A 25,924-nucleotide genomic window follows, 5' to 3' on the forward strand; every position below is an offset into this window, starting at 1 on the left:
CATGAAAATCATGCTCGTGACGGATGCCTGGGAGCCGCAGGTCAATGGCGTGGTGCGTACACTCAAGACCACCGCGCGCGAACTGACCGCGATGGGGCACGAAGTGCGGTTCCTTACGCCGCTCGAATTCCGCACGCTGCCGTGTCCTACCTACCCGGAGATCCGCCTGTCGCTGCTGCCGGGTGCGGGCGTGAAGCGCAAGATCCGCGAGTTCGATCCCGATGTGCTGCACATCGCGACCGAAGGCCCGCTGGGGTTGGCCGCACGGCGCTTCGCGTTGCGCAACGACTTTCCGTTCACTACCGCCTATCACACGCGTTTCCCGGAATACGTGCACGCACGGATGCGGATGCCACTGTCGTGGAGCTATGCGTGGCTGCGCTGGTTCCACAAGCCTTCGCGCGCGGTGATGGCGCCCACGCAAGTGGTCGTCGACGACCTGGTCTCGAACGGTTTCGAACGTGTGCGGCTTTGGTCGCGCGGTGTCGATGCCGACATCTTCCATCCGCAGCAATCGAAGCGCCTCAACAGTGAGCCGCCGATTTTCCTGTACGTCGGGCGCGTGGCCGTTGAAAAGAATGTCGAGGCATTTCTCGAGCTCGATCTACCCGGTTCGAAGTGGGTGGTGGGTGCGGGGCCGGCGCTCGAGCGTATCCGCGCGCGGTTTCCCAAGGTGAACTACCTCGGGTTGCTCGAGCGCGAGGAACTGGCGCAGGTGTACGCCTCCGCGGATGTGTTCGTGTTTCCCAGCAAGACCGATACCTTCGGCCTCGTGCTGCTGGAGGCGATGGCCTGCGGTTTGCCGGTGGCGGCGTATCCCGTGACCGGTCCGCGCGATGTAGTCGGCAATTCCAGCGCTGGCGTGCTGCACGAAGATCTGCGCACTGCGTGTCTCGGCGCGCTGAAACTGCGGAGCGAAGATGCGCTGGCGAGAGCCGGCATGTTCACCTGGCGGGCCGCGACGCTGCAGTTCTTCGGCAACCTGCATCCGCGCAAACGCGAGAAGACCCTCGCGGCCTTCGCATGATTTCCTAGCCCAAACAATCAGTTGCACTGACGCACAGATCTCTTGCCGGCTCCCCCGGCAAACGACGTAACCCACATCAAGCGTTTCTCTTGCGGGCCATCCAAAGGCTCGGCCTATACTCGGCCCCGATAAAGGGGACAGATCTATTTTTCTGTCCCCTTGGATCGACACTGAAAAACAAAAAGAAGGGACAGAAAAATAGATCTGTCCCCTTTATCGGGGAGTTACGCATGAACGAGCAATCTTCGTCAGGCGGCGTGAATTACAAACAGGTCGGCGCCGACTACTTCGAGAAGCGTGGGCTGAAACGCTACGCCAAGGTCTGGTCTCTGTGGGCTCTCGGCGTTGGCGCCGTGATCTCCGGCCACTATTCGGGTTGGAACTTCGGACTCGCCAACGGCTTCGGCTCGATGCTCGTGGCGCTGTTCATCATCGCCGCGATGTACTGGGGCCTGATCTTCAGCCTCGCCGAGATGTCGCCCGCATTGCCGCACACCGGCGCTGCCTATTCCTTCGCGCGCAGCGCGATGGGCCCCTGGGGCGGCATGTTCACCGGGCTCGCGGAAAGCATCGAATACATCCTGACGCCCGCAGTCATCGTGTTCTTCATAGGCTCCTACATGGGAGCCATATTCGAGACCGGGCCCGGGGCACAGCCCATCTGGTGGCTGGCCTCGTACATCGTGTTCCTCGTGCTCAATCTGTTAGGCGTGGAATTGTCGTTCCGCGTGTCGGTGATCGTCACCGTCGCGGCGCTGCTGATCCTCGCGGTGTTCTGGGTCAGCGCGATTCCGAACATCGATTTCAACCACTGGGCGTTGAACATCGGCGTCGGCGCGGATGGCGCCAAGGTCGAATTGCCCGATGGCGGCGGCTCCTGGTTCCCGTTCGGCTGGAAGGGCGTGCTCGCCACGTTGCCGTTCGCGGTGTGGCTGTTCCTGGCCATCGAGCAGCTGCCGCTGGCCGCCGAAGAATCCGCCGATCCGAAGAAGGACATGCCCAAGGGCCTGATCCTCGGCATGTTGACGCTGATGTGCTCGGCGCTGCTGATCACGTTCCTGAATTCCAGCATCGGCAAGGCCGACGGCATGCACGGCTCGTTCTCGCTGTCGACCTCGGGCGAACCGCTGCTCGACGGCTTCCGCGTGTTGTACGGCACCGGCGCCGCCAAGACGCTGGCGTTCCTCGCGGTGATCGGCCTGATCGCGAGCTTCCACACGATCATTTACGCCTACGGCCGGCAGATCTACTCGCTGGCGCGCGCCGGCTACTACCTGCCGTTCATGTCGCTGACGAACGCGAAGAAGACGCCGCACATGGCGTTGTATGCCGGGTCGATCCTGGGCTTCGCGACGATGATGATCCTCTGGTACGTGCTGGGCTCTGAGAAGGGCGGCGCGATCATCGGCAGCACGCTGCTCAACATGGCGGTGTTCGGCGCGATGATTTCGTACGCGATGCAGGGGCTGTCCTTCATCGTGCTGCGGAACAAGATGCCCAACATCGTGCGTCCGTATCGCAGCCCGGTCGGAGTGCCTGGTGCCGTCGTGACGATCGTGGTTGCGCTGGTCACGCTCTGGTACCAGCTGCAGGACCCGGTCTATCAGAAGGCCGTGTTGTACGTCGCCGGCTTCTACGTGCTCGGCATTCTGTACTTCGCGATCTACGGCAGGAATCAGCTCATCCTGTCGCCCGAAGAAGAGTTCGCGCTGAGCAAAGGTGAAAAGGGTCACGCCTGAGGGGGCGATGCGCTGACGTCGCAAGACGCTGGCATATCGAATCAGGAGAACTGGGGGCGCGTCGCGCAAGTGACGCGCCCCCGCTTTGTGTGGGGGAGGGTCGATGGCGCTGGGTACGATATTGGCGGTCGGTGCGATCGTGGCCGTCGCCGCAACCGCGATTCACAGGTACATCGTCCGGCTCAAGCGCGAGAGCCGCATCCGCGCCTACATGTTTCCGCGCGGCCTGTTCGAAAAGTTTCTCAAGCTTCGGCCGGGGCTCGAGGCGAAGGATCAGCAACTCGTGGCGCGCGCGCTGCGCCAGTTCTTCCTCGCCTATCTCAAGAGCGGCTGTCGTCGCGTGGCCATGCCCTCACAGGTGGTCGACGACTTGTGGCACGAGTTCATTCTTTTCACGCGCGATTACAAACTGTTCTGCGATCTGGCGTTCGGCCAGTTTCTGCATCACACACCGGCCGTTGCGATGGGCGCCGTCAAATCCGACAACGAAGGCCTGCGGCGTGTCTGGTGGTTTGCCTGCCTCGAGGAGAACATCAACCCGCGCCACGCGACGCGCCTGCCACTGCTGTTCGCGATCGACCGCAAGCTCGGTGTCGCCAACGGATTCGTCTACAACCTGCATTGCCATCGGGCGCCGGCGGAAGTCGCGTCCGGTTACGGGGCGGGTGCGCAATGCGCCGATGCATTCACCGATTCGAGCATCGATGGAAGCACGGACGGCCTCGGTTGCAGCAGCGGCGATGGTGGAGGCAGCGGCGGCGACAGCGGCTGTTCTGGCGGCTGCAGCGGTGGTTGCGGCGGCGGAGATTGAGCTACGACGGGTGAGCTAGGAGGTTGGCGCGCCCACCAGCACCGGCGCCGGCGTCTTGTGCGGCCCAAGCCGGCCCACGATCGGTAGTTTGATTGACAGGCTCTTCGGATCCACCCCGAAGGTGAGCCCGAGCAGATTCAGCTCGACGCCTTCTTCCACTCCCGCCGCGACGCCTGCGATACCGAACAAACTGGCCTGCCCGCCGGTGCCGCTCGGCAACTTGTTGAACGAACGCCAGCCGAGGTAATCCTTGCCGATGGCGGTGGGCGGCAGATCCACGCGCAACTCGGGCACGCGCCGCAGGATGAAGGCCGTGAAGGTATTGGAATTGGGGCCCGGCCAGATGTGATAACGGCCGGGATATGGGTATTCCTGCACTGCCATCTCGATGCGCCGGATGATTTCATCGACTCCGGGTCCGCGGATATCGCCTAACAATTCGGGTTTGTTGCCGTACCAGTAACCGTCGGCCGGGCGATTGCGCTCCACCACCACGGTGCCGGTGCGTTTCAGGCGCCAGCCCATGACTTCGTGCACCGTGAATTCCGCGGCGTTCGCCGGCTTGACCGCGACCCAGGTATGTACGCCGAACCAACCGCGCCAGCTCACCGCGCGCGCCGAATACACCTGCACGACGGCCTCGGGGGTGGTGGCCGGATCGGGCGCGAGGCCGGCCGGTTCGCGCGAAGCCGTGCGCCAGTCACGCGCCGCCAGTTGGCCGCTGAAGGCGAGGTAGCAGAACGCGAGCGGGAAATACGCCAGGACGATGGCGAAGGTCAGACGTTTCTTGCGGGCGGGCATAGGGCAGAGACACTAACAGTCCTGGAGTAGTTCCAGCTGTCGGAGGTCATGCCGGCATGCGGATCGCCGGGTGCGATCAAGTGCCGATGCGGAATGCGCGGAACGAGTGCGGCGCCAGGGTGAACGCGGCGGCGCTGGTCGCCGGCGGCGCCGGGCCGAAGCGCGGCGGCTCCTTGCGTTCGGTGGTCTTGATGATTTCGTTCGTCAACAGGTCGCTGATGGCGGTGACATCCGCGGGCAGCGACACCTGCGCGTTCACCGGTTCGTCGCGGAAGTTGTGCACGATGAACGTGCCGTTGTCGTAGACGAACAAGCTCACCTTGCCAGGCGCCTCGAGCTTCACGGGCAGGGCGGCGCCGAGCGTGCGGCGAATGGCGTTGAGCACGGGCTCCGGGTAGTTCGACAGATCCGCGAAGTTCTCGGGGATGGTCAACACCTGCAGCTGTCCGTCCAGGTAGTCCGCGTCGTGCAGGATGGGCCAGCCGTTGTCGCCATCGACCGCGGACACCAGCTCCCATGAGTCGTTGGTGCGATAGGTGATCTGCGGGATCAGCAGCGGCTTGTCGCTGCTGACGATGTCGCCGCGCCCGACGATGAACTTCGACACCAGGGCGACGCGGCCGGAATCCTCCAGCTCCGCGATGCCCTCGATGCCGCGGCCGCGCAGCGCCTTCAACAATCCCGACGTGATCACGACATTCTTGCCGCGCTTCAACTGGCCTTCGATGAAGTCGACGATCTTCGGATCGGCCGCCGCCTGTGCGGTTAGCAACACGATGGCTTCATCGGCTGGAAAGGCCGGCACCATCTCGATCGGAATCCCGGCCATGCCCAGGTAGTTCTGCAGGAAATCCTCGCCGAGCGCGTTGTACGGTTTGTAACTCTTGATGCCCACGGGTTTGCCGAGTTTGCCCAGCACCTTGTCGACGGATTCGAACGACACTCCGGCGACGCGCGCGTAGTGCGTGGGCACGAACGATTTTCCATCGGCCAGCTTCACCGCCTTCGTCACGTCCTTGAAGCTGAAACTCGTGGGCTGCATCTGCCGCGGCGCGCTCTTCTTCGCATCGAGCGGATACAGCATCTGCCGGATGTCGAACAGCGTGATCTCGGGTGCAGCCCTGGCGAACAACGTGAGCCATAACTGTTCGGCGTAGCGGTCGTAGTAGGTAGCGCCGCCGGTATCCACCCAGCCGCCGCCATTGCGGCCGGGCGCGATGTTCTCGAAATACCGCATGATGTTGTAGCCCAGATAGGGCTGCAGGTGCTGCGCGCTGCGCACCGCGTCGCGCGTTTCGGTCCCGGTGTAGATGCCATCGAACAGCTGCGGGCCGCGCGCGAGGTTGAAGCCCAGCGCGGGGAAATGGTCGTACCAGTTCGGGTACTTGATGATCACCTTCACCTTCGGGTTCACGCGCTTCGCCGGACCGATCACGAGGTTCTTTGCGGCGTCCTCCATGATCGCGAGACGGTAATCCGTCCAGCTGCGTTTCCCCTTGGGCATTTTGGCAAGCGCCGCGACGTCGTAGTCCGACTTCGTGCTGGTGAAGAAGAAATCGTCGAGGATGAATTCGTCGAAGTGTCTGGCGGTGTGTTCGGCGATCTCGCGCACCTGTTTGCGGTGCTCGGGATTCGAATAGGAGAACGTCTCGAAGCGGTTCGGCTCGCTGATGGTGAACGTGATGCCGCCCGCCACCGCGACGCCGCGCGCGGTGAAGAATTTCTTGACCGCTTCGAGCGTGGCATCGTCGATCACGATGCGGTCGCGGTGCGTCTCGATGTACACGCGGTCGACGTGCACCTCGCGCGAGACGGCGTCCCAGCTGTCGGCCAGCCATTTCGGGTCCGCCATCTTCTGCACTTCCTGCGCGCGGCAGTAGATGGCGACGCGGAAGTTGTCGTAGGCCTGCACCGGAGCCAGCAGCGAAATCAGCAGGGCGGCAAGCCCTGCCGTCGAGAATCTGCTCATCGCTCCCCCTCGCGACACCGAACTAGTAGATGAATGGTGCCAGGCGCTTCGTGCGCCGCATGTAGTTTATGTAGGGTGTGCCGAGCGCGCTGGACAATGCGTGTTCCTCGGTCGCGATGCGCCGGCCGAAGGCCCAGAGGATGGGCAGCATCACGACCGCCAACGACACCCAGTTCGCCATACACATCGCCAGCCCGAGGAAGGCCAGCAGTGCGCCGGCATAGGAGGGGTGGCGCACGCGCGCGTAGGGTCCGGTGTCGATGATCTCGTGGGCGGAATGAATGGCGACGTTCACCGTGAAGAAGCGGCCCAGATAGATGATGGAATACCAGCGCAGGATGAGCCCGAGGGCGAACAGCGCGCTGCCGGCCCAGACCACGGTCTGGTTGGCGATGGCCGCGGCGGGCAGCCGAAAAGAAGCCACGATGCCGGCCGAGACCGCCAGGACAATCGTGATCCACAACGTGCGCAGCGTGCTGTCGTCGGCGTCCACGCTGTCGTCGCGCGAGCGTTTGAGCAGCCCCAGGCCGATTTCGGACAGACCGTAGGCGAGGCCGAGGATCGCGGGCATGGGGAGGTGCATCGCGATGAAGTCTAATCCGATCCGGGAGGCGATCAGGTTAATTCCGGGGGGATTGGGATGGGCGTCAACGCCCTGCGATTGATGTTGGCGGGGAAGTTGATTTGCCAGAGGCGCTCTGCATTGCGGACCCGTAGCGGTGTGCCTGCCGCCGAAGAGCGGACGGGCGCGCGCTGCCATGACGTTCCGCCGAGGTAGTTAGCTCAGCAGCGGCGCGATCGCATCCAGCAGCCGGTCGGGTGACGCGGTGCGGCCGTCGAGCCAGGCGCATTCGAACTCCGCGATCTCGACTCCGATCACCTTGCGCGTGGCGAGCGCGGTGGCGCAGGCGTGAAGATCCGCGAGTGTGAGACCGTCTGGCACTTCGTATTCGATCGGCACGATGCCGGGTTCGAGCACGTCGCAGTCGAGGTGGACGTAGACGTCGCGCTGACCGACAGCCGCGCCGAGGCGCTCGGCCAGGCGGGGGCCGGCGTCGACCAGCTTCAACCGGCCGCTGGCGATCAGCGACTTCTCGTGCGGATCGAGATCGCGCGCGCCGACCAGCACCACGTTCGCCAGGTCGAGGCCGGCGCCGAGGCCGCTATCCCAGTGACCCGCGGCGCCGGTGATGACCATGCCGCCGAGATAGGGCACTTCGTTCGAAGTCGGCAGGTTGGAATCGCCGTGCGCGTCGAACCACACCACGCAGGCTGCGGGATGACGCCGCGCGACCTCCGGCACGGTGGCGAGGCCGGCGGCGCAGCGTCCCATGGTGGCGACAATGCGTTGACCGCCGTTCAGCAACCCGGCATAGGTGCCGGCGAAAGCCTGCAGATCGGCGCGCGCGGCGGCGAGTTGCTCGTCCCAGCGCGTGGTGGATAAAACCGGCTGGGCGCTGCTGACGAAGGTGGTCGCGAAGCCGAAACGGCGTGCGATCGCGGAGCCGAGCAATTGCGCGCCGGCCATGCCGCGCGGATTGCGATCGCCGGCGCGCCCGCGGTAGACGACGAGGGAGGGGGAATCCATCGCGCGCGAAACTATCCGCTTTGCGCGCAGGACGCTACTCACAGGTCGCGCATCGGCCCGACAGCGCGCCATGGCCCTGCGGCAGCGGTTCGTGCGGATCGTGCTCGTGAATGACCAGCAGCCGGCGTTCGCCGCCGCGCCTGACGAACACCATCGCGCCGCTGGCGCCTTCGCTCTGCCAGCCGTCGCGCTCGAGCGCGGCAAGACCGGTGGCGAAACCATTGCGCAGATCGCTGCCCGCGGGTAGTTCGGTGGCGTCGAGGACGTTGTGGAACAGGTCGCGCAACACCAGCCAGCGGGAGTGGTTCGAAGTCGCGAGCGGATCGTATTTGCTTCTCTTGGTCGTCATGGCGGCTACCGATCGGGATTTCACGCGGGAGGTGAAACGGTAGCGAAGCCGGCGCCAGGTCGTCCAACCAGTAGTCCGCGCTGCGGCAAGCTGTATGGCTAAGTCGGTGCCGGGTGGGGAAAGTGGGGAATTAGCCGTAAAGCCGAAGCCAGATCCGCCGCCGTGGAGCTAATTCCCCACTTTCCCCACCCGGCACCGACTTACGGCACCAACCTCAAAAAAAGAGGCCGCGTGTAAACGCGGCCTCCGTGTGAGTGCAATGTCGCATCCATAAAATGCTTGTTGCCTCACGTGTAGAGACACGTCGGCATACCGGGATGGTTGCTTCATGAATCTACGATTGCAGTATCGCGGATGCGCCCGGCGCTTCGAAGTCGCAAATCGCTGAAGCTCGCGTCTCAATTTTCTGACAACGGCAATGAAGCAGGGTGTGCGATTCCCGGCACCCGTCTTTCGATGCCACGCCGGTATGGCCAAGGCGGGCGGGTGCACCGTCAGATCGGTGCATGGCCAAATTCTTACGCGGCCATGTGCTGCAGATGCGGCCCCCGTCCCGTCCGAGAGGGGACATGCCTATTTTTTAAATAGGCATGTCCCCTTTTAGCTCAAGCGGATCAGGCCGCGTTTGTGGGCGACGGCGACGGCTTCGGTGCGCGAAATCGCGTCCAGCTTCGCCAGGATCGCTTTCACGTGGGTCTTGGCGGTGCCTTCGGTGATCGTCAGGCGCCGCGCGATGTCCTTGTTGGAGCGGCCTTCCGCCACGAGTTGCAGCACGTCGAGTTCGCGCGTGGTCAGCGTGGGCTTGGTCATCCGCTGCAACGCCTTGGCGGCGATGCTCGATGAGGTGTACGGCCGATCTTCGGCCACCGCGCGGATCGCCGACAGGATCTCCTGCCGCGGCGCGTCCTTCAGCAGATACCCCTTCGCGCCCTGGCTCAACGAACGGAAAATATCCTCGTCGCCGTCATACGTGGTCATGATCAGCAGCGCGGCCTTGGGGTATTTCTCCAGCACCTTCTGCACGACCGCCGCGCCATCGAGCTTCGGCATGCGCAGATCGAGCACCATCACATCGGGTTTGTGTGTCTCGTACAGCTCGAGCGCCTCGGCGCCGTCGCCGGCCTCGGCCACGACGTGCATGTCGGGTTGCTGATTGACGATAGCGGCCAATCCGTCGCGCACCACGGGGTGATCGTCCGCGAGGATCACGCTGATCTTGCGCGCTGCCGCTTTCAGAGGTTCCTTGAGAGTCGCGGCATTCATGCGATCACCGGGCGCGGCAGGCACACAATGATGCTGGTGCCATGATCCGGCGCGCTCACGATGCTGAACGTCCCGCCGATTGCGCCCGCGCGTTCGCGCATGTTGTTGAGTCCATAACCCTGCTGCGCGTAGAGCTCGGGCATCAGCGTCATGCCGCGGCCGTCGTCGACCACGCTCAGCGTCCATTGCGCCGGCTCTTCGAGCAGCACGATGCGCACGTTGTTCGGATGCGCGTGGCGCAATGCATTGCTGACAGCTTCGGTGGCGATGCGGAACAGCTCGTGCTGACGCTCAGGGACAAGCCCTTCGCCCGCCATCGCGCCTTCGAAGCTGCACAACGTGCGCCCCTGCACGGTCGAACGTTCGGCCAGCTGGCGCAACGCGAGCTCCAGGCCCACGCGGCGGGCCGGATCGGGCCGCAACGCGCCCACCGAGCGGCGCGCATCGGCCAGGCCCTGCTTGGCGAGGCTCTGGATGCGCGTCAGGATTTCGGGCAGCGGCGAATTGCGCGCGCACTCGTGCATGGCTTCCTCGGCCGCGCCGAGCTGCATCAGGATGCCGGTGAAGCCTTGCGCCAGGCCGTCATGGATTTCCTGGCCGATGCGATTGCGCTCGGCCAGCACGGCCGCGTTCTTGGCGGCCATGCCGAGTTTCTTCAGGCCGATACACAAGGTCGCCTGGTGCGCGATCGCGAGGGCGAGTTCAGCGCGCTCGGCCGACAAGGCTTCGGTATGGCGAAAGACGAGTCCGATGAACCCCGACGAGGTTTCACCGTACACCAGCGGAAGTAGATAGCTGCTCTTGTGACCCTCGCGCGCATGCCATTCGGCGACGCCGGGCCACGACAGGCGGCCAAATGGTTCGAGCGGGTAGAACACCGGCTCCTGGAATTGCTTGAGGATGTCGTGGATGCGCGCTTCTTCTTCCGTCGCGCTCGGCGCGAACGGCGGCGGTCCGACCTTGCCATTCTCGGCGTGGATGAACACCTTCCACTTCTTTTCGTCGGTGTCGAAGCCGATCGCAAACGCGGCGGCCGCATCGAGCTGGCGCGTGGCATCGAGCAAAATGTTCGCGATGAAATCAGCGGGATCGGGAACCCGGGCGAGTTTCACGAGGTTCGCGCGCAGCGTTTCATTGGCGCGGTGCAGTTGTGCCAGCCGCTCCTCGGCGGCCTGCTCGCGTTCGCGGCGCATGGTTTCGACCAGACGTTCGCGGTGCAACGCGGCACCGACCAGACCGGCCGCAATCTCCAGCGCCGAGACAATCGAGGAATCGAATTCGCGTACACGCTGCCAGTCGTCGAAGCCGATGACGCCGACGTATTCCAGGTCCACGAGAATCGGCACGATGGCCGAAGTGCGCGCCTTGTCGCTGGTGATGCTCGCGGTGTCGAAGCCGCGTGTGGAATCCGGGCAGAACACCACGCTCTTGCCCGACTGCAACATGGTGCAGAACTGATCGGAGCGTGGCTCGTTCCACGGCTCTTCTTCATCTTCACCGCCGCCACAGCAGGCGGTCTCCAGGCGTTCGTCGATCCACTCCGCTTTGATCTTGAGCCACTTCTCGCCGTTCGGCCCGATCTCGGCAAAGGCGAGGGCGGTCCGGTCGACCTGCGCGGCTTCGCCCAGCAGGCGCAGCACCTTGGGCATGACCTTCATGGCGTCCGGCGCTTCGAGCAGCAGGCGACTGGCCTGGGCGGCCGCCGCCAGCAGCCGTTCACGCTGCTGCATGGACTGGTGGTTGAGGATGCCTTCGGCCGCGGCGGCGAGGTCTACTGGGTTGATGCTCATGGGGGCTACTTTACGCGTGAGAGACCCTTAATTGGGCCTCGGCGCGGACTCCCAACCGCCGCCCAGGGCCTTGTAGACCGCAATCAGGCTGGTGGCGGCCTCGGTACGGCTGCGGGCCAGGCGGTCCTCGGATTGCAGCTGGATCCGCTCGGCATCCAGCACCTGCAGGAAGTCGCTGCTGCCGTTTTCATAACGCAGCCGGGCGAGGCGGGAGGCGGTGCCGCTGGCGGTTACGGCTTCCTGGTCATGGACCAGCCGGTCGCGCGCGCGGGCGTAGGTCACCAGCGAATCTTCGGTGTCTTCCAGGGCGCGCAGGACGGTCTGTTCGTAGTTCAGCAGGGCGCCGTCCGAGCGCGCCCGGGACGCGCCGATGCGCGCCTTCACGCGGCCGAGATCGAGCGCGGCCCAGGAGATGCCGGGCGCGATGCGCCAGGCGTCATTGCCGCTGTCGCCGAGGCCGTCATAGGTGCTCGAGACCGAACCCAGGTTTCCGACAAACGTGACGCGCGGAAAAATGTCCGCAATCGCGATGCCGACGCGCGCTGTCGCGCCGGCGAGTTGGCGCTCGGCGATCCGGATGTCGGGCCGGCGGCGCAACATGTCCGACGGATTTCCGACCGCGGTCATCGTCGGCAGCGGCGGCAGATCCGCAGGCGGCGTGAGCTCCGCGCGTAATGCGCCCGGCTCGCGGCCGATCAATACGCTCAAGCGATGAATCGAACGCGCCACCGCCGCTTCGAGCGGGCCGATGGTGCCGAGCGTGCCCGACAACTGCGCCTGCGCGCGGGAAGTGTCGAGTTCGGTGCCGCGGCCGTTGTCGAGCAGCACTTTCGCGAGGCCCAACGTGTCGCGCTGATTCACGACGTTGCGCTGCGCGACTTCGAGCTGTTGCTGAAAACCCCGCAGTTCGAAATAGGTGCGAGTGACTTCGGCGGTCACGCTGACCTGCGCATCGTGCAGGCCGGCTTCCGCCGCACCGAGCTCGGCATTGCTCGCTTCGATGCCGCGCCGCACGCGGCCGAAGAAATCGAGCTCCCACACCGCGTCGAAGCCGGCGTCGTAGTAGGTCGCATCGCGTGAAACGCCGGGCAGCGCCTGCGCCGAACTCGTGCGCGATTCGGTGTAGCCGCCGCCCGCCGTGATGGTGGGCGCGAGGTCGAGATAACTCTCACCGCGCAACGCGCGCGCTTCCTTGATGCGCGACAGCGCGATGCGCAGGTCGTAGTTCGCCAGCAGTGCCTGGTCGACGAGCCGCGACAGCGTCGCGTCGTCGAAGGTCTGCCAGAACGTCGCGACGTTCGCGTCATTGCTGAATGTCGCGGGCTCCGCGCCTTCGAACTTGTCCGCGACTTTCGCCTCGGGCTGGTGGTAGTTGGGGCCCACCGCACAGGCGGCGAGAACCGCCGCCGCGAGTGGGGCTAACAGGAAACGTGCCTTAGACATGAACAGCAACCTCGGCCGGCGCGTCCGGAGTCGGCTCGACAGCCTTCTCCCGGCGCAGCAGCACATAAAACACCGGGGTGAGCAGCAGACCGAACACGGTCACGCCGATCATTCCCGAGAACACCGCCGCACCCATGGCGCGACGCACTTCCGCGCCCGCGCCGGTCGCGATGACCAGCGGCAACACACCCATGACGAACGCGATGGAGGTCATCACGATCGGGCGCAACCGCAGGCGTGCGGCTTCGAGCACCGCCGATACGCGGTCCCGTCCTTCTTCCTGCAGGTGCTTGGCGAACTCCACGATCAGGATGGCGTTCTTGGATGCGAGACCCACGAGCACCAGGAACCCGATCTGCGTGAAGATGTTGTTGTCGCCGCCCTGGAGTTTGATGCCCACGAGGCCGGCCAGCAGCGCCATCGGCACGATCAGCAGGATCACGACAGGCAGCGAGAGGCTCTCGTACTGCGCCGCCAGCACCAGGAACACGAACAACACGCACAGCGGGAAGACGAACAGCGCCGCATCGCCCGCATCGATCTGCTGGAAGGCGAGGTCGGTCCACTCGTAGCTCATGCCGGCGGGCAGCGTCTCGTCGAGGATCTTCGAGATCGTGGCCTGTGCCTGACCGGAGCTGTGACCCGGCGACGGTCCGCCGTTGATGTCCGCGCTGGCGTAGCCGTTGAAGCGTTCCACGATGTCCGGGCCGAACGATTCCTTGACGGAGATCATCGAGCCGAGGGGGACCATCTCTCCGGCGGCGTTACGCGTTTTAAGTGGAAGAATGTCGTCCACCTGAGAACGGAACGGCGCATCCGCCTGCGCCACCACACGGTAAGTACGGCCAAATCGGTTGAAGTCATTGACATACAGGGACCCCAGATTGACTTGCAGTGTCTGGAACACGTCGCTGAGCTTCACGCCCTGGCGCTTGACCTTGAGGCGATCCACGTCGACGTCCAATTGAGGAACGTTGATCTGGTAACTCGAGAACACGCCGGCCAGCGAAGGATCGGCCCAGGCCTTCTGCAACGCGGCTTGCACCGCGCCGTACAGCGCTTCCGAGCCGCGGTTCTGGCGGTCCTCGACGTTGAGCTTGAAGCCGCCCAGCGTGCCGAGACCGATGACCGGCGGCGGCGGGAACACGGCGATGTACGCGTCCTGGATGCCGGCGAACTTCTGGTTGAGCGCACCGGCAATCGCGCCGGCACTCAGACCCTTGCGCTCGTCGAAATCCTTGAGCGGGAAGAACACCAGCGCCGCGCTCGACTGCGCCGCGAAGCCGTTGGCCGAGACGCCGGCAAATTGCACGGAGTCGAGCACGCCCGGTTCCTTCTTGGCGATCTCGCCCATGCGCCGCACGACTTCCGCCGTGCGATCGAGCGAGGCCGCCGGGGGCAGCTGCACGACGCCGACGAGGTACAACTTGTCCTGCTGCGGGATGAAGCCGGCCGGCGTGCTGTAGAAGCCCCACACCGTCAGCGCTACGAGTCCCGCGTACACCGCGATGGCGATCGGCGCGCGTTTTACCGTGCGTGCGGCGCCACTGGAATACGCATCGCTGGCGCGCGTGAACATCCGGTTGAAGCGCGCGAAGAAGCGCCCGAACACCTTGTCGATGCCACGTGTCAGCGCATCCGGCTTCGCACCGTGCGGCTTGAGCAGCAGGGCGGCCAATGCCGGGGAGAGCGTCAGCGAGTTGAAGGCCGAAATCACCGTCGAGATGGCGATGGTCAGCGCGAACTGGCGATAGAACTCACCGGTCAGGCCTTCGACGAACGCCACCGGGATGAACACCGCGCACAACACCAGCGTGATGGCGATGATGGGCCGGCTCACCTCGCTCATGGCCTTCTTGGTGGCCTCGAGCGGTTTCAGTCCGTTGGCGATGTGCCGCTCGACGTTCTCCACCACCACGATGGAATCGTCGACCACGATGCCGATAGCCAGCACCAGTCCGAACAATGAGAGGGTATTGATCGAGAAGCCGAGCGCGTACAACACGCCGAACGTGCCGATCACCGACACGGGCACTGCGACCAGCGGGATCACCGACGCGCGCCAGGTCTGCAGGAACAGGATGACGACGAGCACGACCAGTGCGACGGCCTCGAGCAAGGTCTCGATGACGGCGTCGATGGACTGGCGCACGAACTGCGTCGGGTCGTAGATGATCTTGTAATCCATGCCTGCCGGGAAACTCTTCTTGAGCGTTTCCATGTCGGCGCGGACCTTGTTGGAGAGCTCGAGCGCGTTCGAGCCCGGCGCCTGGTAGACAGGAATCGCCACCGCGTTTTCATTGCCGAGCATGGACTGCGTAGCGTAAGTCGCCGCGCCGAGCTCGATGCGTGCGATGTCCTTCAGGCGGACCACTTCGGAATCGGCGCCGGTCTTGACGACGACATCGCCGAACTGCTCTTCGTTTTCGAGCCGGCCCTTGGCGTTCAGCGCGAGCTGGAACTCCGCACCTTCGGCGGGCGGGGCGCCGACCTGGCCGGCCGCCACCTGCACGTTCTGTTCGCGGATCGCGGCAACCACGTCGCCGGTGGTGAGGCTGCGCGCGGCCATCTTCTGCGGGTCGAGCCAGACGCGCATCGAATAGTCGCCCGCGCCGAAGACGCGTACGTCGCCCACGCCGTTCAGGCGGGCGAGGGTGTCACGCACGTTGAGCGTGGCGTAGTTGCGTAGATAGAGAGAGTCGTAGCGGCCGTCGGGTGACGTGAGATGCACCACCATCAGGAATGCGGGCGAGCTCTTGAGCGTGGACACGCCGATGGCGCGCACCTCTTCCGGCAGGCGCGGCAGTGCCTGCGCCACGCGGTTCTGCACCTGGACCTGGGCGCGGTCGATGTCCGTGCCGATGCGGAAGGTCACGGTCAACGCGAGCGAGCCGTCGATGGTGGCCTGCGATGACATGTAGAGGGCGTCCTCGACGCCGACGATTTCCTGCTCGAGCGGCGCCGCCACCGTTTCAGAGATCACCTTCGGATTCGCGCCCGGGTAGGCGGCGCGCACCACCACCGAGGGCGGCACCACTTCGGGGTACTCGCTGATCGGTAGTTTGAACAGCGCGATGCCGCCCGCGATGAGGATGAAGGCCGACAGGACCGATGCGAACACCGGCCGGTCGATGAAGTAACTGGAGAATTTCATGGGAACCTGACTTTTTCTATGACTTCAAAAGGGCCGGAATCCGTGTCTGTCGAAACGGCTTCCGGCCCTTCCGATCAATTCTGCGCAACCAATGTATTGCCACCCTTGCGCGGCTCGCCCATCGCGACCAGCTGCGGCGACACCGGCATGCCGGGGCGCACCTGCTGCAATCCCTTGACGAGAATCACGTCCTCGGCCTTGAGGCCTTCACGCACCACGCGCAGACCGTCGATGAGCGGGCCGAGTTTCACGGGGGCGTATTCGACCTTGCTGTCCGCGCCGACCTTGAGCACGAATTTCACGCTCTGGTCGGTGCCGACCGCGCTGTCATTGATGAGCAGCGCGTCGTACTGGCCGCTGCCGATCAGCTTGACGCGGGCGAACATGCCCGGCGTGAAGCGGCGATCGTGGTTCTTGAACAGGCCGCGTGCGTGGATCGTGCCCGTGTTCGGGTCGAGCTCGTTGTCGAGGAACACCATGTGGCCCTCGTGCGGATGACCCTGTTCGTCGGACAGTCCAACCCATACCGGGTTGTTGCCGGTACGCGAACTCTTGATCTCGCCGCGCAACTCGAGGCCGACGTTCTTGAGATAGACCTGCTCATCGCCGTCGAAGGAGACGTAGATAGGATCGATCGACACGACGGTGGTCAACAAGGTTTGCCCGGCGGCAACCAGGTTGCCGGCGGTGATCTCCGCACGGCCGACCAGGCCCGAAATCGGCGCGCGTACTTCAGTGAACGACAGATCGAGCGCGGCCGATTCCACCGCGGCCTTGGCGGCCTCGAGGTTGGCGGCGGCCTGCTCGTTGCCCGAGGTGCGCGCGTCGAACTCTTCTTCGGAGATGGCGCGGGCCGCGACCAGCTTGCCGGCGCGGGCGCGTTCGGATTCCGCCAGCGCGAGCTGCGTGCGTGCGCGGGCGAGTTCCGCCTGCGCGTGTTTGAGCGTCGCCTCGTACTGGCGCGCATCGATCACGTACAGGATGTCGCCTTTCTTGACTTCATGACCCTGCTCGAAACGCGTCGCGGTGACGTAACCCGAAACGCGCGGGCGGACTTCCACCCGTTCGACCGCCTCGAAGCGGCCGGTGAATTCGTCGAATTCGGTGATGGATTTCGAAACGACCTTCGAGACCTGCACCGACGGCGGTGCGGGAGGTGTTTCGGCGGCTTCGTTGCGCGCGCAGGCGGCGAGGCCAAAGGCGATGACGGGCAGGGCGAGGACGGACAACTTGAACGAGTGCTTCACGAGGAAATTCTCCCGGGGTTTGTGAGGCACATCCTGAGCTTCGAAGGCCGCGGTAGATATTCACCGGGCGGGTCGGACGAATGGTCTCAATAGCAGGGGCGGCGTCTATCCCTTTCGGAGGAGAGGCCGGCTCGCGGCTGTTGCACCGTTCCGGTAGGGTAGGCGCCATGCCGACCCACATGGAAACGGTGCTGCAGGCCGCCGCATTCGCGGCGGAAAAACACCGCACGCAGAGACGCAAGGACATCGAAACCCCGTTCATCAATCATCCGATCCAGCTCGCCTACATCCTGGTGCAGGCGGACGTCGAAGATCCGAAGATCCTCGCCGCGGCGCTGCTGCACGACACGATCGAGGACACCGACACCACGCTCGATGAAATCGAGATCGTGTTCGGCTACGAGATCGCGCACATCGTCGCCGAATGCTCGGACGACAAGAATCTGACCAAGCTCGAGCGCAAGCAGGCGCAGATCGAGCACGCCGCGACCTTGAGCCGCGCCGCCAAGCTGGTGAAACTCGCCGACAAGATCGCCAACGTCAGCGACATCGAAGGCGCGCCGCCGGCCGGGTGGTCGGTCGAACGCAAGCGCGAATATTTCGACTGGGCGAAAGCCGTCGTGGACCGGATCCGCGGCACCAACGCCGTTCTGGAAGCACGCTTCGACACCGAATACAAAAAGAGGCCCTAGCAAACTTGTTCCAGATCAGATCGGTCGTCGGCTTTCTCATCGTCGCAAACATCATCGGCTACGGATTGCAGCAGTTGTTCCCGGACACGATGCTGCTCAATTTCGCGCTGTGGCCCTGGGGCGAATTCCACGACGGCGACATCACGGTCGGCTTCAAGCCCTGGCAGCTCGTCACCTCCGGCTTCCTGCACGGCAATCTGCCGCACATCGCGCTCAACATGTTCGCGCTGTACCAGTTCGGCAGCGACGTCGAACGCGTCATGGGGTCGAAGGCCTTCGCCTGGCTGTACGGCGCCTCGGTGCTGACCGGCAGCATCGTGCAGCTCATCGTCGTCTCGATGCACACTGCGGACGGCATCGTCCCGACCCTCGGCGCGTCGGGCGGCGTATTCGGCGTCTTGCTCGCCTTCGGCATGTTGTTCCCGCGGCGCCGCGTGATGCTACTGATCCCGCCCATCCCGATGCCGGCCTGGGTGCTGGTCGCCGGTTACGGCGCCATCGAATTGATGCAGGGTGTGTTCGGCACGCAGCAGGGCGTGGCGCATTTCGCGCATCTCGGCGGCATGTTGGGCGCGTTCATCGTGTTGTTCACGATGGGGCGCCAGACTCTGCGCCGCGCGCGCCAGATCTACTGATCTGCGGCACATGAAGTGAGGCCGCCTCGCGGCGGCCCCGGACCCTCCTGCAAGAGAGTCACTCTGCGTGCTTCAGGCTCGCATGGTACCCAAAGCGGGCAGGGATTGGTCAATGGCTGCGCTTGCCTCTGGGAAACGAAATGATTCGCGCGGCCGACGATCCGCCGGTGTGCCATACCTTGATGGAACCCGCTTCGCGGTTGTTGCAACGGGTGCAGCGCCAGCGCGCACCGGCGGGCAGTGGCAATTGCGTCACCTCCCGCTGGCCCTTGTGACCGCAGCGCCGGCATTCGATGAAGAGAGTGGCGGTGGTCTTCGGCATGGCGCGAGCTTAAGCGCCGCGGCCGCCTCCACAGCAAATCCCGAATCGCCGTACTGTATGGGGTAGTTAGGTGAGGGCGCGCCGGCTGCCGGCCGCGAGCCGACATTCACCTGCGTGCCACCATTCCCGGCCGGATTGCTGGGGGAAACCCTGATATTGCGGCCTCTACTTATTCGTGGCTTGCTAGGCACCCCGCTCAAGGTCTCGGGCGCCACATTCGGTCGCCAGGAATGCGAAACATTTCAACGCATTTGCGATTCGACACGCCGATGGTCGGCGCTTGAACAGGAAATCCATCTTGGTAGCCGCCGTCTCCCTCCTGCAGGGCGCGCCTCTCATGGCGCAGACGGTTCGCGACCTCAAAGAACTCTCCGTCGACCAGTTGCTCGACATTCATGTGACGTCGGTCTCAAAACGCAGCGAGCCGTTGTCGGGTGCGCCCGCATCCATCTACGTCATTTCCGCGGACGCGATCCGGCGCTCGGGTGCGACCACGCTGCCGGAAGCCCTGCGCCTCGCACCCAATCTGCAGGTCGCGCGCGCCGACTCCGTGCAATACGCCATCAGCGCACGCGGCTTCAACAACGCCATCGGCAACAAGCTGCTCGTGCTGGTGGACGGGCGCACGATCTACACGCCATTGTTCTCCGGGGTGTTCTGGGATCAGCAGGACATCCTGCTCGAGGACATCGACCGCATCGAAGTCATCAGCGGTCCGGGTGCCGCGTTGTGGGGCGCCAACGCCGTGAACGGCGTCATCAATGTCATCACGCGTTCGGCGCAGGACACGCAGGGCACGCTGATCAATGCATACGGCGGCAACGACGAACGCGGTGGGGCGGTGCGCTACGGCACGACCATCGGCGATGGCGCGGTACGGATGTACGCGAAGTATTCGGAGCTCGATCCGACCCAGCGGGCCGATGGCGGCTCCATCCTCGACGACTGGCGCCGGGGGCAGATCGGCTTTCGCGCCGACTGGGCGCGCGGCGATGACGGCTTCACCGTGCAGGGCGACGCATATAAAGGCGATTCGGTGCCGCGCGGGTTCGTCGGCGCTTTCGAGCTGACCGAAGTGGAAGTGTCCGGCGCCAACCTGCTGGGCCGGTGGCGCAGGCAGACCGCGAGCGGCGGCGAACTGCAGCTGCAGGCGTACCTCGATCATTCCGAACGCGACGACGCATTGTTCTACCGGCCCACCGCCGACATCGTGGATATCGACTTTCAATACGCGGCCACGGGCGACAAACACAAGGTGCTGTGGGGCGCGGGTTATCGTTATGGTCATGACGATGTCGACCCGGGCTTCGTCACCATTTTCGTGCCGGAGAGCCGCACGATGCAGTGGGGCAATCTGTTCGTGCAGGATGAAATGCGCCTCAGCGAAACGGTCGGCGCGACTCTCGGTCTCAAGCTCGAGAGCAACGACTACACCGGCGTCGAGGTGCTGCCGAGCGTGCGCCTCGCCTGGAAGCCGTCCGAGAGCCACCTGGTCTGGGCGACGCTCGCGCGCGCGGTGCGGGCGCCGGCCCGTTACGATCGCGACGTGCGTTTCCCCGGCTTCCCGCCGTTCTTCGTGGTGGGCGGGCCGAACTTCGAATCCGAGGTCGCGAACGTCATCGAGCTCGGCTTTCGCGGGCAACCCACCTCCAAGTTGAATTACACGGTGACAACCTTCGTGCATCTCTGGGACAAACTGCGCAGCGGCACCTCGCTGCCGGTGCAGCTCGAGAACAAGATCGAAGGCGAGGTCTATGGCGTGGAGGCCTGGGCGGAGTACCAGCCGGCTTCATTCGTCGTGGTGTCCGCGGGCCTCACCGTGATGAACGAAGACCTCAAACTCAAACGCGGCAGCACCGACCCGGTCGGTGTCGACAACAACACGCTGCGCAACGATCCGGATCACGAATGGTCGCTGCGGTCGCGTTTCGATCTGTCGCGGAACCTGCAGTTCGACCTGCAACTGCGGCGCATCGGCGCTCTGCCCGCACCCGTGGTACCGGCCTATTCGGAGCTCGAAGCGCGGCTGGCATGGCTGCCGAACGAAAAAATCGAAGTGTCGCTGGTCGGACGCAACCTGCTGCACAGCAACCATGTCGAATACGGCGACGCGGTTTCGCGCAGCCAGTTCGAGCGCAATTTTTACGGACAGGTGCGATGGCATTTCTGACGCAACGGCTGCGCGTCGTGCTGGCCGCGATGATGCTGTTCGCGCCGGTCGGCGGCTGGGCCGCTCCCAGCGAGTACCAGGTCAAGGCCGTATTCCTCTACAACTTCTCGCGTTTCGTGGAATGGCCGGCGTCCGCCTTTGCGGGGCCCGATGCGCCGTTCGTGGTCGGCGTGTTCGGCCACGATCCTTTCGGTCGGGATCTCGACGAAGTGGTGCGCGGTGAAACCGCCGCCGGACGGCCGCTGGTGGTGCGGCGCGTGCAGACCGCTGCTGAAGCGGCGGCCTGCCAGATCCTCTTCATTCACCAGTCCGAAGACAAGCGGCTCTCGGAGGTGATCGACGCGCTCGATCATCACAGCACTCTCACGGTGAGCGATGTCGATGGGACCGCGCAACGCGGTGTGATGATCCGCCTGGTCACGGACAAGGGCCGGGTACGCATGCGCGTCAACGTGGAGTCCGCCCGCGCGGCGCAATTGACCATCAGCTCGAACCTGCTGCGTTCGGCGGAGATCGTGTCGGCCGCGGATGACGGGGGCGGAAAATGAGCGCGCCGAGCCCGCCCATTCGCCGCCAGCTCATGAAGGTGCTGCTGCTCACCAGCACCGTCGTCATCCTGTTCGCCTGCGCGATGTTCGTCACGTACGAGGTCGTGACGTTCAAGAAATCCGTCGTGCGCGACCTCGACATCCTGAGCGATGCGATCGCGCGCAACAGCACGGCGGCGCTGGCATTCGATAATGCCGGCGACGCGCGCGCGGTGCTCTCCGCGTTCAGCGCCGATCCCCACATCGTCGCGGCGGCGCTTTACGACAAGTCGGGCACGTTGTTCGCCACTTTTCCGGAAGCGGTCCCGCAGAGCCTATTGCCTGCGCAGGTGCAGGACAGCGGCATCCGTTTCGAGTCCGGATACGTTTCGGGATTCCGGCCGGTGGAGCTGAACGGCGAGCAGATGGGCACGCTGTTCGTGAAATCCGATCTCAAGGCCATCGACGCGAGTTTCAGACTTTACGGGTTGATCACCTTGGGCGTGATCGTGTTGTCGGTGCTCGTGGCGTACCTGGTCGCCAAACCTTTGCAGGCGCGGATCTCGGCACCGATCCTGGGTCTCGCGGAGACTGCGCGGGCCATCTCCAACGCGCGCGATTACAGCGTGCGCGCGCAGCCGGCCGATGTGCTCGAGGTCAACCTGTTGACCGAAGCGTTCAATCACATGCTCACGCAGATCCAGCATTCCGAGTTGCGCTCGAAGGCACAGCTCGGCCGCCTGCATCTGCTGCAGCACATCACCGGCGCCATCGGCGACCGGCACGATCTATCGAGTATTTTCCAGGTGGTGTTGCGCAAGGTCGAGGAAGATCTGCCCATCGACTTCGGCTGCATGTGCCTGTACGACAGCGCCACCGCGACGCTGACGGTCAATACCGTCGGGGTCGCGAGCCGCGCTCTGCTGCCATCGCTCGGGCTGGCGGAGCAGAGCGTCATCCCGATCGACGGAAACGGGCTTACGCGCTGCATTCGCGGCCAGCTGGTATACGAGCCGGACGTGCGCGAAGTGCAGTTTCCGTTTCCGCAGCGTTTTGCGGCGAGCGGGCTCTATTCGCTGATCATCGCGCCGCTGCTGGTCGAGGCCAATGTCTTCGGTATCCTGATCGCCGCGCGCCGCGCGCCTGAATCGTTCAGCAGCGGCGAGTGCGAATTCCTCATGCAGCTCAGCAGCCACGTGGCGCTCGCTTCGCACCAGGCGCGGCTGCATGGCGCGTTGCGCCAGGCGTACGACGAGCTGCGCCAGTCGCAACACACCGTGATGCAGCAGGAACGCCTGCGCGCGCTCGGCCAGATGGCGAGCGGCATCGCGCACGACATCAACAACGCGATCTCGCCGGTGTCGCTGTACACCGAATCGCTGCTCGAACGCGAGCCGAATCTCACCGAGAAAGGCCGCGCCTCGCTCACCATCATCCAGCAGGCCATCGACAACGTGGCCGGCACCGTGGCGCGCATGCGCGAGTTCTATCGCGAGCGCGAGCCGCAGATGTCGCTCAAGTTGGTCGACCTCAACCAGGTCGCCGCGCAGATCATCGAGCTCACACGTGCCAAGTGGTTCGACCTGCCGCAGCAGCGCGGCATCGCGATCGAGCTCAAGACCGATCTGGCCCCGGGGCTGCCCGGCATCATGGGCGCCGAAGGCGAGATCCGCGACGCGCTGACGAACCTCATTTTCAACGCCGTCGATGCGATGCCCGAGGGTGGGACGTTGACGGTGCGTACACGCGCGACCCCCGGCGACGGCGAGACCCAGGTCGTGCGAATCGAAGTCGGCGACAGCGGCATCGGCATGGACGAGGAGACGCGGCGCCGTTGTCTCGAGCCCTTCTTCACGACCAAGGGAGAGCGCGGCACCGGTCTCGGACTCGCGATGGTCTACGGCATGGTCCAGCGCCACAGCGCCCAATTCGACATCGAAAGTGCCGTCGGTCGGGGCACCACCATGCAGATCGGTTTCCCGGCCTATACGCAGCCGATCATTCCCGCGACCCGCGTGACCGAATCGGCGCTGGTGGTCCAGCGGCTGCGCGTCCTGCTCATCGACGACGATCCGATCATCATCAAGGCACTCGAAGACGCCTTCGATGGCGACGGGCATGTGACCGTCGCCGCGAGCGGCGGACGCACCGGCCTTGCGAAATTCGCCGCCGCCCATGGCACGGAGAATTCCTTCACGCTGGTGGTGACCGACCTCGGCATGCCCGACATCGACGGCCGCCGCGTCGCCGAGGGCGTCAAACAACTTTCGCCGCAGACGCCGGTCATCATGCTGACGGGATGGGGCGCGCGCATGCTGGCCGAGAAGGAAGTGCCGCCGCACGTCGACAAGCTTCTCAGCAAGCCGCCCCGCCTGCAGGAGCTGCGCGTCGCCATCCGTCAGCTGTTCAGCTGATCCCGGGCATTACTGGTCGAACATCGGCGCAAAGCCGCCGTAAATCACGCGTTGACCGTCGAACGGCAGGTCCATGCCTTTCATGCGCGGATCTTCCGCGGCCAGTTCCCAGCCCCGGTCGCGCGCCTCTTTCGAAGGCCATTCCACCCACGAGTACACGATCGTCTCGTCCGGTTTCGCCTTGACCGCGCCCTTGTAGTCGGTGACCTTGCCGTCCGGAACGTCGTCGCCCCAGGCGTCGACGGTGCGTGTGGCGCCGTGTTCCTTGAGGATCGCGGCGTGTTTATCCGCCATCTCGCGATACGCGTCTTTCCGGTTCATGGGGACGGGAGTCACGATGCCGTCGAGGTAACCCATCTCCGATGCTTTGCCGCTGTCGTTGATGGGCATGAAACCGGCGACGATCATGCGCTTGCCATCGAAGGGCATGTTGCTGCCCATCTGCTTCATGCGCGGGTCGTTCATGATCTTCTTGTTAGCCGCGTCGCGTGTCGTCTTGTCGGGATATTCGAGCCAGGAGAAGACGATCGTCTCGTCGGGCCTGGCTTTCACCGAGCGCTGGAAGTCGGTGACCTTGCCCGCCGGCACGTCGTCACCCCAGGCTTCCACCTGGCGGGTCGCACCGAACTCCTTGAAGAATGGGGCGGCACTTGCGGAGTGGTTGAGGTACTCGTCTTTTTTCGCGGTGGGCACCGCGAGCACGAATCCATCGATATAGGCCATGTGTGTGCTCCTTTGATTCCTGGGTTCGGGGGTTTTGATGCGCGCGTTCCAGCACTGTTCCTGACAGCCGTCGAGTTGCGCCGCGGCGCTTTCCGTCCTGTAAGACAACACGCTCAGGTATCCACCTGAAGTCGTACGTCGGCGTTCTGGTTTCACGTGCTTTGCCATTCGACGACTCACGTTATCGTTCCGCCCACGAACGGATACCGTGTGACCCAGGTCGATCGGCTGTGAAAAAAACAAGAGTTCTCGCATTGGCATCGGGTGGCGGGCATTGGGTGCAACTGCTGCGGATGAGGCCGGCGCTCGAAGGATGCGACGTGCTCTATGCAACAGTGAAGGGCGGCTATGGCGCCGACGTTCCAGACGCGCGATTCACGACGATCCCGGATGCGAGCCGCTGGGATCGCATTGCCTTGCTGCATTGCTGCTGGAAGATCCTGGTCTTGATGCTGCGCGAACGGCCCGACGTGGTCCTCAGCACCGGCGCCGCGCCCGGATATTTCGCCATCCGCTTCGGCAACTTGTTGCGCGCCCGTACGATCTGGGTGGATAGCGTCGCCAACGTCGACGAATCGTCGCTGTCGGGACGCAAGGCCGGCCCCCACGCCGACCTGTGGCTGACGCAATGGCCGCACCTCGCCAATGCCGGCGGTCCGCGATACAGCGGCAGCGTGCTCGGATGATCCTCGTCACCGTCGGAACCGAATTGCCGTTCGACCGGCTGATCGGAGTCGTGGACGAATGGGCCGGGAGAACCGGCCGGACCGACGTGTTCGCGCAGATCGGCGACAGTAGTCGCCGCCCGCTGCACATCGGCTACAAGACCTTCATCGAGCCGGCAGAATTCGCGCGGCGTTTTGCCGCGGCGGACGTCATCGTGTCGCACGCGGGCATGGGGACCATCCTGTCGGCGTTGCAATTCCAGAAGCCTATCGTCGTGATGCCGAGGCGCGCCGCGCTGCAGGAACATCGCAACGAACATCAGCTCGCGACCGCGCGCCGCCTGGCGGCGCTCGGCAAGATCACGGTGGCGCTGGATGAGGCGGAACTGCGCCTGACGCTGGATCGCCTCGGGGAACTCAAGGCGCGGGAGCGGATCGGCCCTTATGCGAGCGACAGCCTGATTTCGGCGTTACGCGAATTCATCCATGCGGGGCCGTCCGACAAGAGATCGATGTCGGGATCGTCGGCCGGCATGTCGATCGCGCCGGCGCGTTCGAAATCGAAGTCGCTCTAGGACCTGACTACTCGGGATGA

General features: G+C 64.5%; 22 protein-coding genes. 10 read left to right on the forward strand and 12 right to left on the reverse strand.

The annotated features are described in order from the left end of the window. Position 1: 1 nt before the first annotated feature. The 3 genes from WDO72_19650 (at position 2) to WDO72_19660 (ending at position 3,577) form a co-directional block, all read left to right on the forward strand. Positions 2-1,027: a glycosyltransferase family 1 protein gene (locus WDO72_19650; protein MEJ0087889.1), complete on the forward strand. Its 1,026-nt coding sequence runs from the start codon at positions 2-4 to the stop codon at positions 1,025-1,027. A 230-nt stretch (positions 1,028-1,257) separates the two neighbouring features. Beyond that, positions 1,258-2,766, forward strand: coding sequence for an amino acid permease (locus tag WDO72_19655; protein MEJ0087890.1), 1,509 nt, complete (start codon positions 1,258-1,260; stop codon positions 2,764-2,766). 103 nt (positions 2,767-2,869) lie between these two features. Beyond that, positions 2,870-3,577, forward strand: a complete 708-nt coding sequence (locus tag WDO72_19660; GenBank protein MEJ0087891.1) for a hypothetical protein — start codon at positions 2,870-2,872, stop codon at positions 3,575-3,577. A gap of 15 nt (positions 3,578-3,592) precedes the next feature. Here the strand turns inward: WDO72_19660 and WDO72_19665 are convergent, their stop codons facing one another. The 10 genes from WDO72_19665 to WDO72_19710 form a co-directional block, all read right to left on the reverse strand. Then, a complete protein-coding gene (locus tag WDO72_19665; protein MEJ0087892.1) occupies positions 3,593-4,378 on the reverse strand; it encodes a DUF3750 domain-containing protein in 786 nt (261 codons plus the stop codon). Positions 4,379-4,454: 76 nt separating this feature from the next. Then, complete coding sequence (locus WDO72_19670; GenBank protein MEJ0087893.1) at positions 4,455-6,347, reverse strand: hypothetical protein; 1,893 nt, start codon at positions 6,345-6,347, stop codon at positions 4,455-4,457. 22 nt (positions 6,348-6,369) lie between these two features. Then, positions 6,370-6,930 (reverse strand): isoprenylcysteine carboxylmethyltransferase family protein, encoded by a 561-nt coding sequence (locus WDO72_19675; protein ID MEJ0087894.1) that lies wholly within the window; start codon positions 6,928-6,930, stop codon positions 6,370-6,372. A gap of 195 nt (positions 6,931-7,125) precedes the next feature. Further along, a complete protein-coding gene (locus WDO72_19680; GenBank protein ID MEJ0087895.1) occupies positions 7,126-7,935 on the reverse strand; it encodes an arginase family protein in 810 nt (269 codons plus the stop codon). Between the two features lie 34 nt (positions 7,936-7,969). Beyond that, positions 7,970-8,284 (reverse strand): hypothetical protein, encoded by a 315-nt coding sequence (locus tag WDO72_19685; GenBank protein ID MEJ0087896.1) that lies wholly within the window; start codon positions 8,282-8,284, stop codon positions 7,970-7,972. Positions 8,285-8,884: 600 nt separating this feature from the next. Beyond that, positions 8,885-9,547 (reverse strand): response regulator transcription factor, encoded by a 663-nt coding sequence (locus WDO72_19690; protein MEJ0087897.1) that lies wholly within the window; start codon positions 9,545-9,547, stop codon positions 8,885-8,887. After that, complete coding sequence (locus WDO72_19695) at positions 9,544-11,337, reverse strand: histidine kinase (GenBank protein MEJ0087898.1); 1,794 nt, start codon at positions 11,335-11,337, stop codon at positions 9,544-9,546. The genes WDO72_19690 and WDO72_19695 overlap by 4 nt, the downstream gene beginning before the upstream one ends. 27 nt (positions 11,338-11,364) lie before the next feature. Next, positions 11,365-12,780 (reverse strand): TolC family protein, encoded by a 1,416-nt coding sequence (locus WDO72_19700; protein MEJ0087899.1) that lies wholly within the window; start codon positions 12,778-12,780, stop codon positions 11,365-11,367. Then, entirely contained in the window at positions 12,773-15,934 is a 3,162-nt protein-coding gene (locus WDO72_19705; GenBank protein MEJ0087900.1) for a multidrug efflux RND transporter permease subunit, read from the reverse strand. Before WDO72_19705 ends, WDO72_19700 begins: the two co-directional genes overlap by 8 nt. Before the next feature lie 74 nt (positions 15,935-16,008). Beyond that, positions 16,009-17,181, reverse strand: coding sequence for an efflux RND transporter periplasmic adaptor subunit (locus tag WDO72_19710; GenBank protein ID MEJ0087901.1), 1,173 nt, complete (start codon positions 17,179-17,181; stop codon positions 16,009-16,011). Between the two features lie 179 nt (positions 17,182-17,360). Between WDO72_19710 and WDO72_19715 the strand changes: the two genes are divergently transcribed. Together WDO72_19715 and WDO72_19720 are read left to right on the forward strand one after the other, a co-directional pair. Further along, positions 17,361-17,873, forward strand: coding sequence for an HD domain-containing protein (locus WDO72_19715; GenBank protein MEJ0087902.1), 513 nt, complete (start codon positions 17,361-17,363; stop codon positions 17,871-17,873). A gap of 5 nt (positions 17,874-17,878) precedes the next feature. Then, positions 17,879-18,508, forward strand: a complete 630-nt coding sequence (locus WDO72_19720) for a rhomboid family intramembrane serine protease (protein MEJ0087903.1) — start codon at positions 17,879-17,881, stop codon at positions 18,506-18,508. A 109-nt stretch (positions 18,509-18,617) separates the two neighbouring features. Here WDO72_19720 and WDO72_19725 read toward each other — a convergent pair whose 3' ends face one another. Next, a complete protein-coding gene (locus WDO72_19725; protein ID MEJ0087904.1) occupies positions 18,618-18,830 on the reverse strand; it encodes a hypothetical protein in 213 nt (70 codons plus the stop codon). A 298-nt stretch (positions 18,831-19,128) separates the two neighbouring features. On the opposite strand from WDO72_19725, the gene WDO72_19730 reads away from it, so the two are divergent. The 3 genes from WDO72_19730 to WDO72_19740 are packed head-to-tail and all read left to right on the forward strand — an operon-like array spanning position 19,129 to position 23,941. Beyond that, positions 19,129-21,000, forward strand: a complete 1,872-nt coding sequence (locus WDO72_19730; protein MEJ0087905.1) for a TonB-dependent receptor — start codon at positions 19,129-19,131, stop codon at positions 20,998-21,000. Further along, a complete protein-coding gene (locus WDO72_19735; GenBank protein ID MEJ0087906.1) occupies positions 20,988-21,548 on the forward strand; it encodes a YfiR family protein in 561 nt (186 codons plus the stop codon). The genes WDO72_19730 and WDO72_19735 overlap by 13 nt, the downstream gene beginning before the upstream one ends. Continuing rightward, complete coding sequence (locus WDO72_19740; protein MEJ0087907.1) at positions 21,545-23,941, forward strand: ATP-binding protein; 2,397 nt, start codon at positions 21,545-21,547, stop codon at positions 23,939-23,941. The genes WDO72_19735 and WDO72_19740 overlap by 4 nt, the downstream gene beginning before the upstream one ends. 9 nt (positions 23,942-23,950) lie before the next feature. Here WDO72_19740 and WDO72_19745 read toward each other — a convergent pair whose 3' ends face one another. Then, complete coding sequence (locus tag WDO72_19745; protein ID MEJ0087908.1) at positions 23,951-24,664, reverse strand: DUF1428 domain-containing protein; 714 nt, start codon at positions 24,662-24,664, stop codon at positions 23,951-23,953. Positions 24,665-24,984: 320 nt separating this feature from the next. On the opposite strand from WDO72_19745, the gene WDO72_19750 reads away from it, so the two are divergent. Then, positions 24,985-25,350 carry a UDP-N-acetylglucosamine--LPS N-acetylglucosamine transferase gene (locus WDO72_19750; GenBank protein MEJ0087909.1) on the forward strand — a complete coding sequence of 122 codons (366 nt, stop codon included), beginning with the start codon at positions 24,985-24,987 and terminating at the stop codon, positions 25,348-25,350. Beyond that, entirely contained in the window at positions 25,347-25,904 is a 558-nt protein-coding gene (locus WDO72_19755; protein MEJ0087910.1) for a glycosyltransferase, read from the forward strand. Before WDO72_19750 ends, WDO72_19755 begins: the two co-directional genes overlap by 4 nt. Positions 25,905-25,924: the final 20 nt, after the last annotated feature.

The organism is Pseudomonadota bacterium, from assembly GCA_037200975.1.
GTDB lineage: Bacteria > Pseudomonadota > Gammaproteobacteria > Steroidobacterales > Steroidobacteraceae > CADEED01.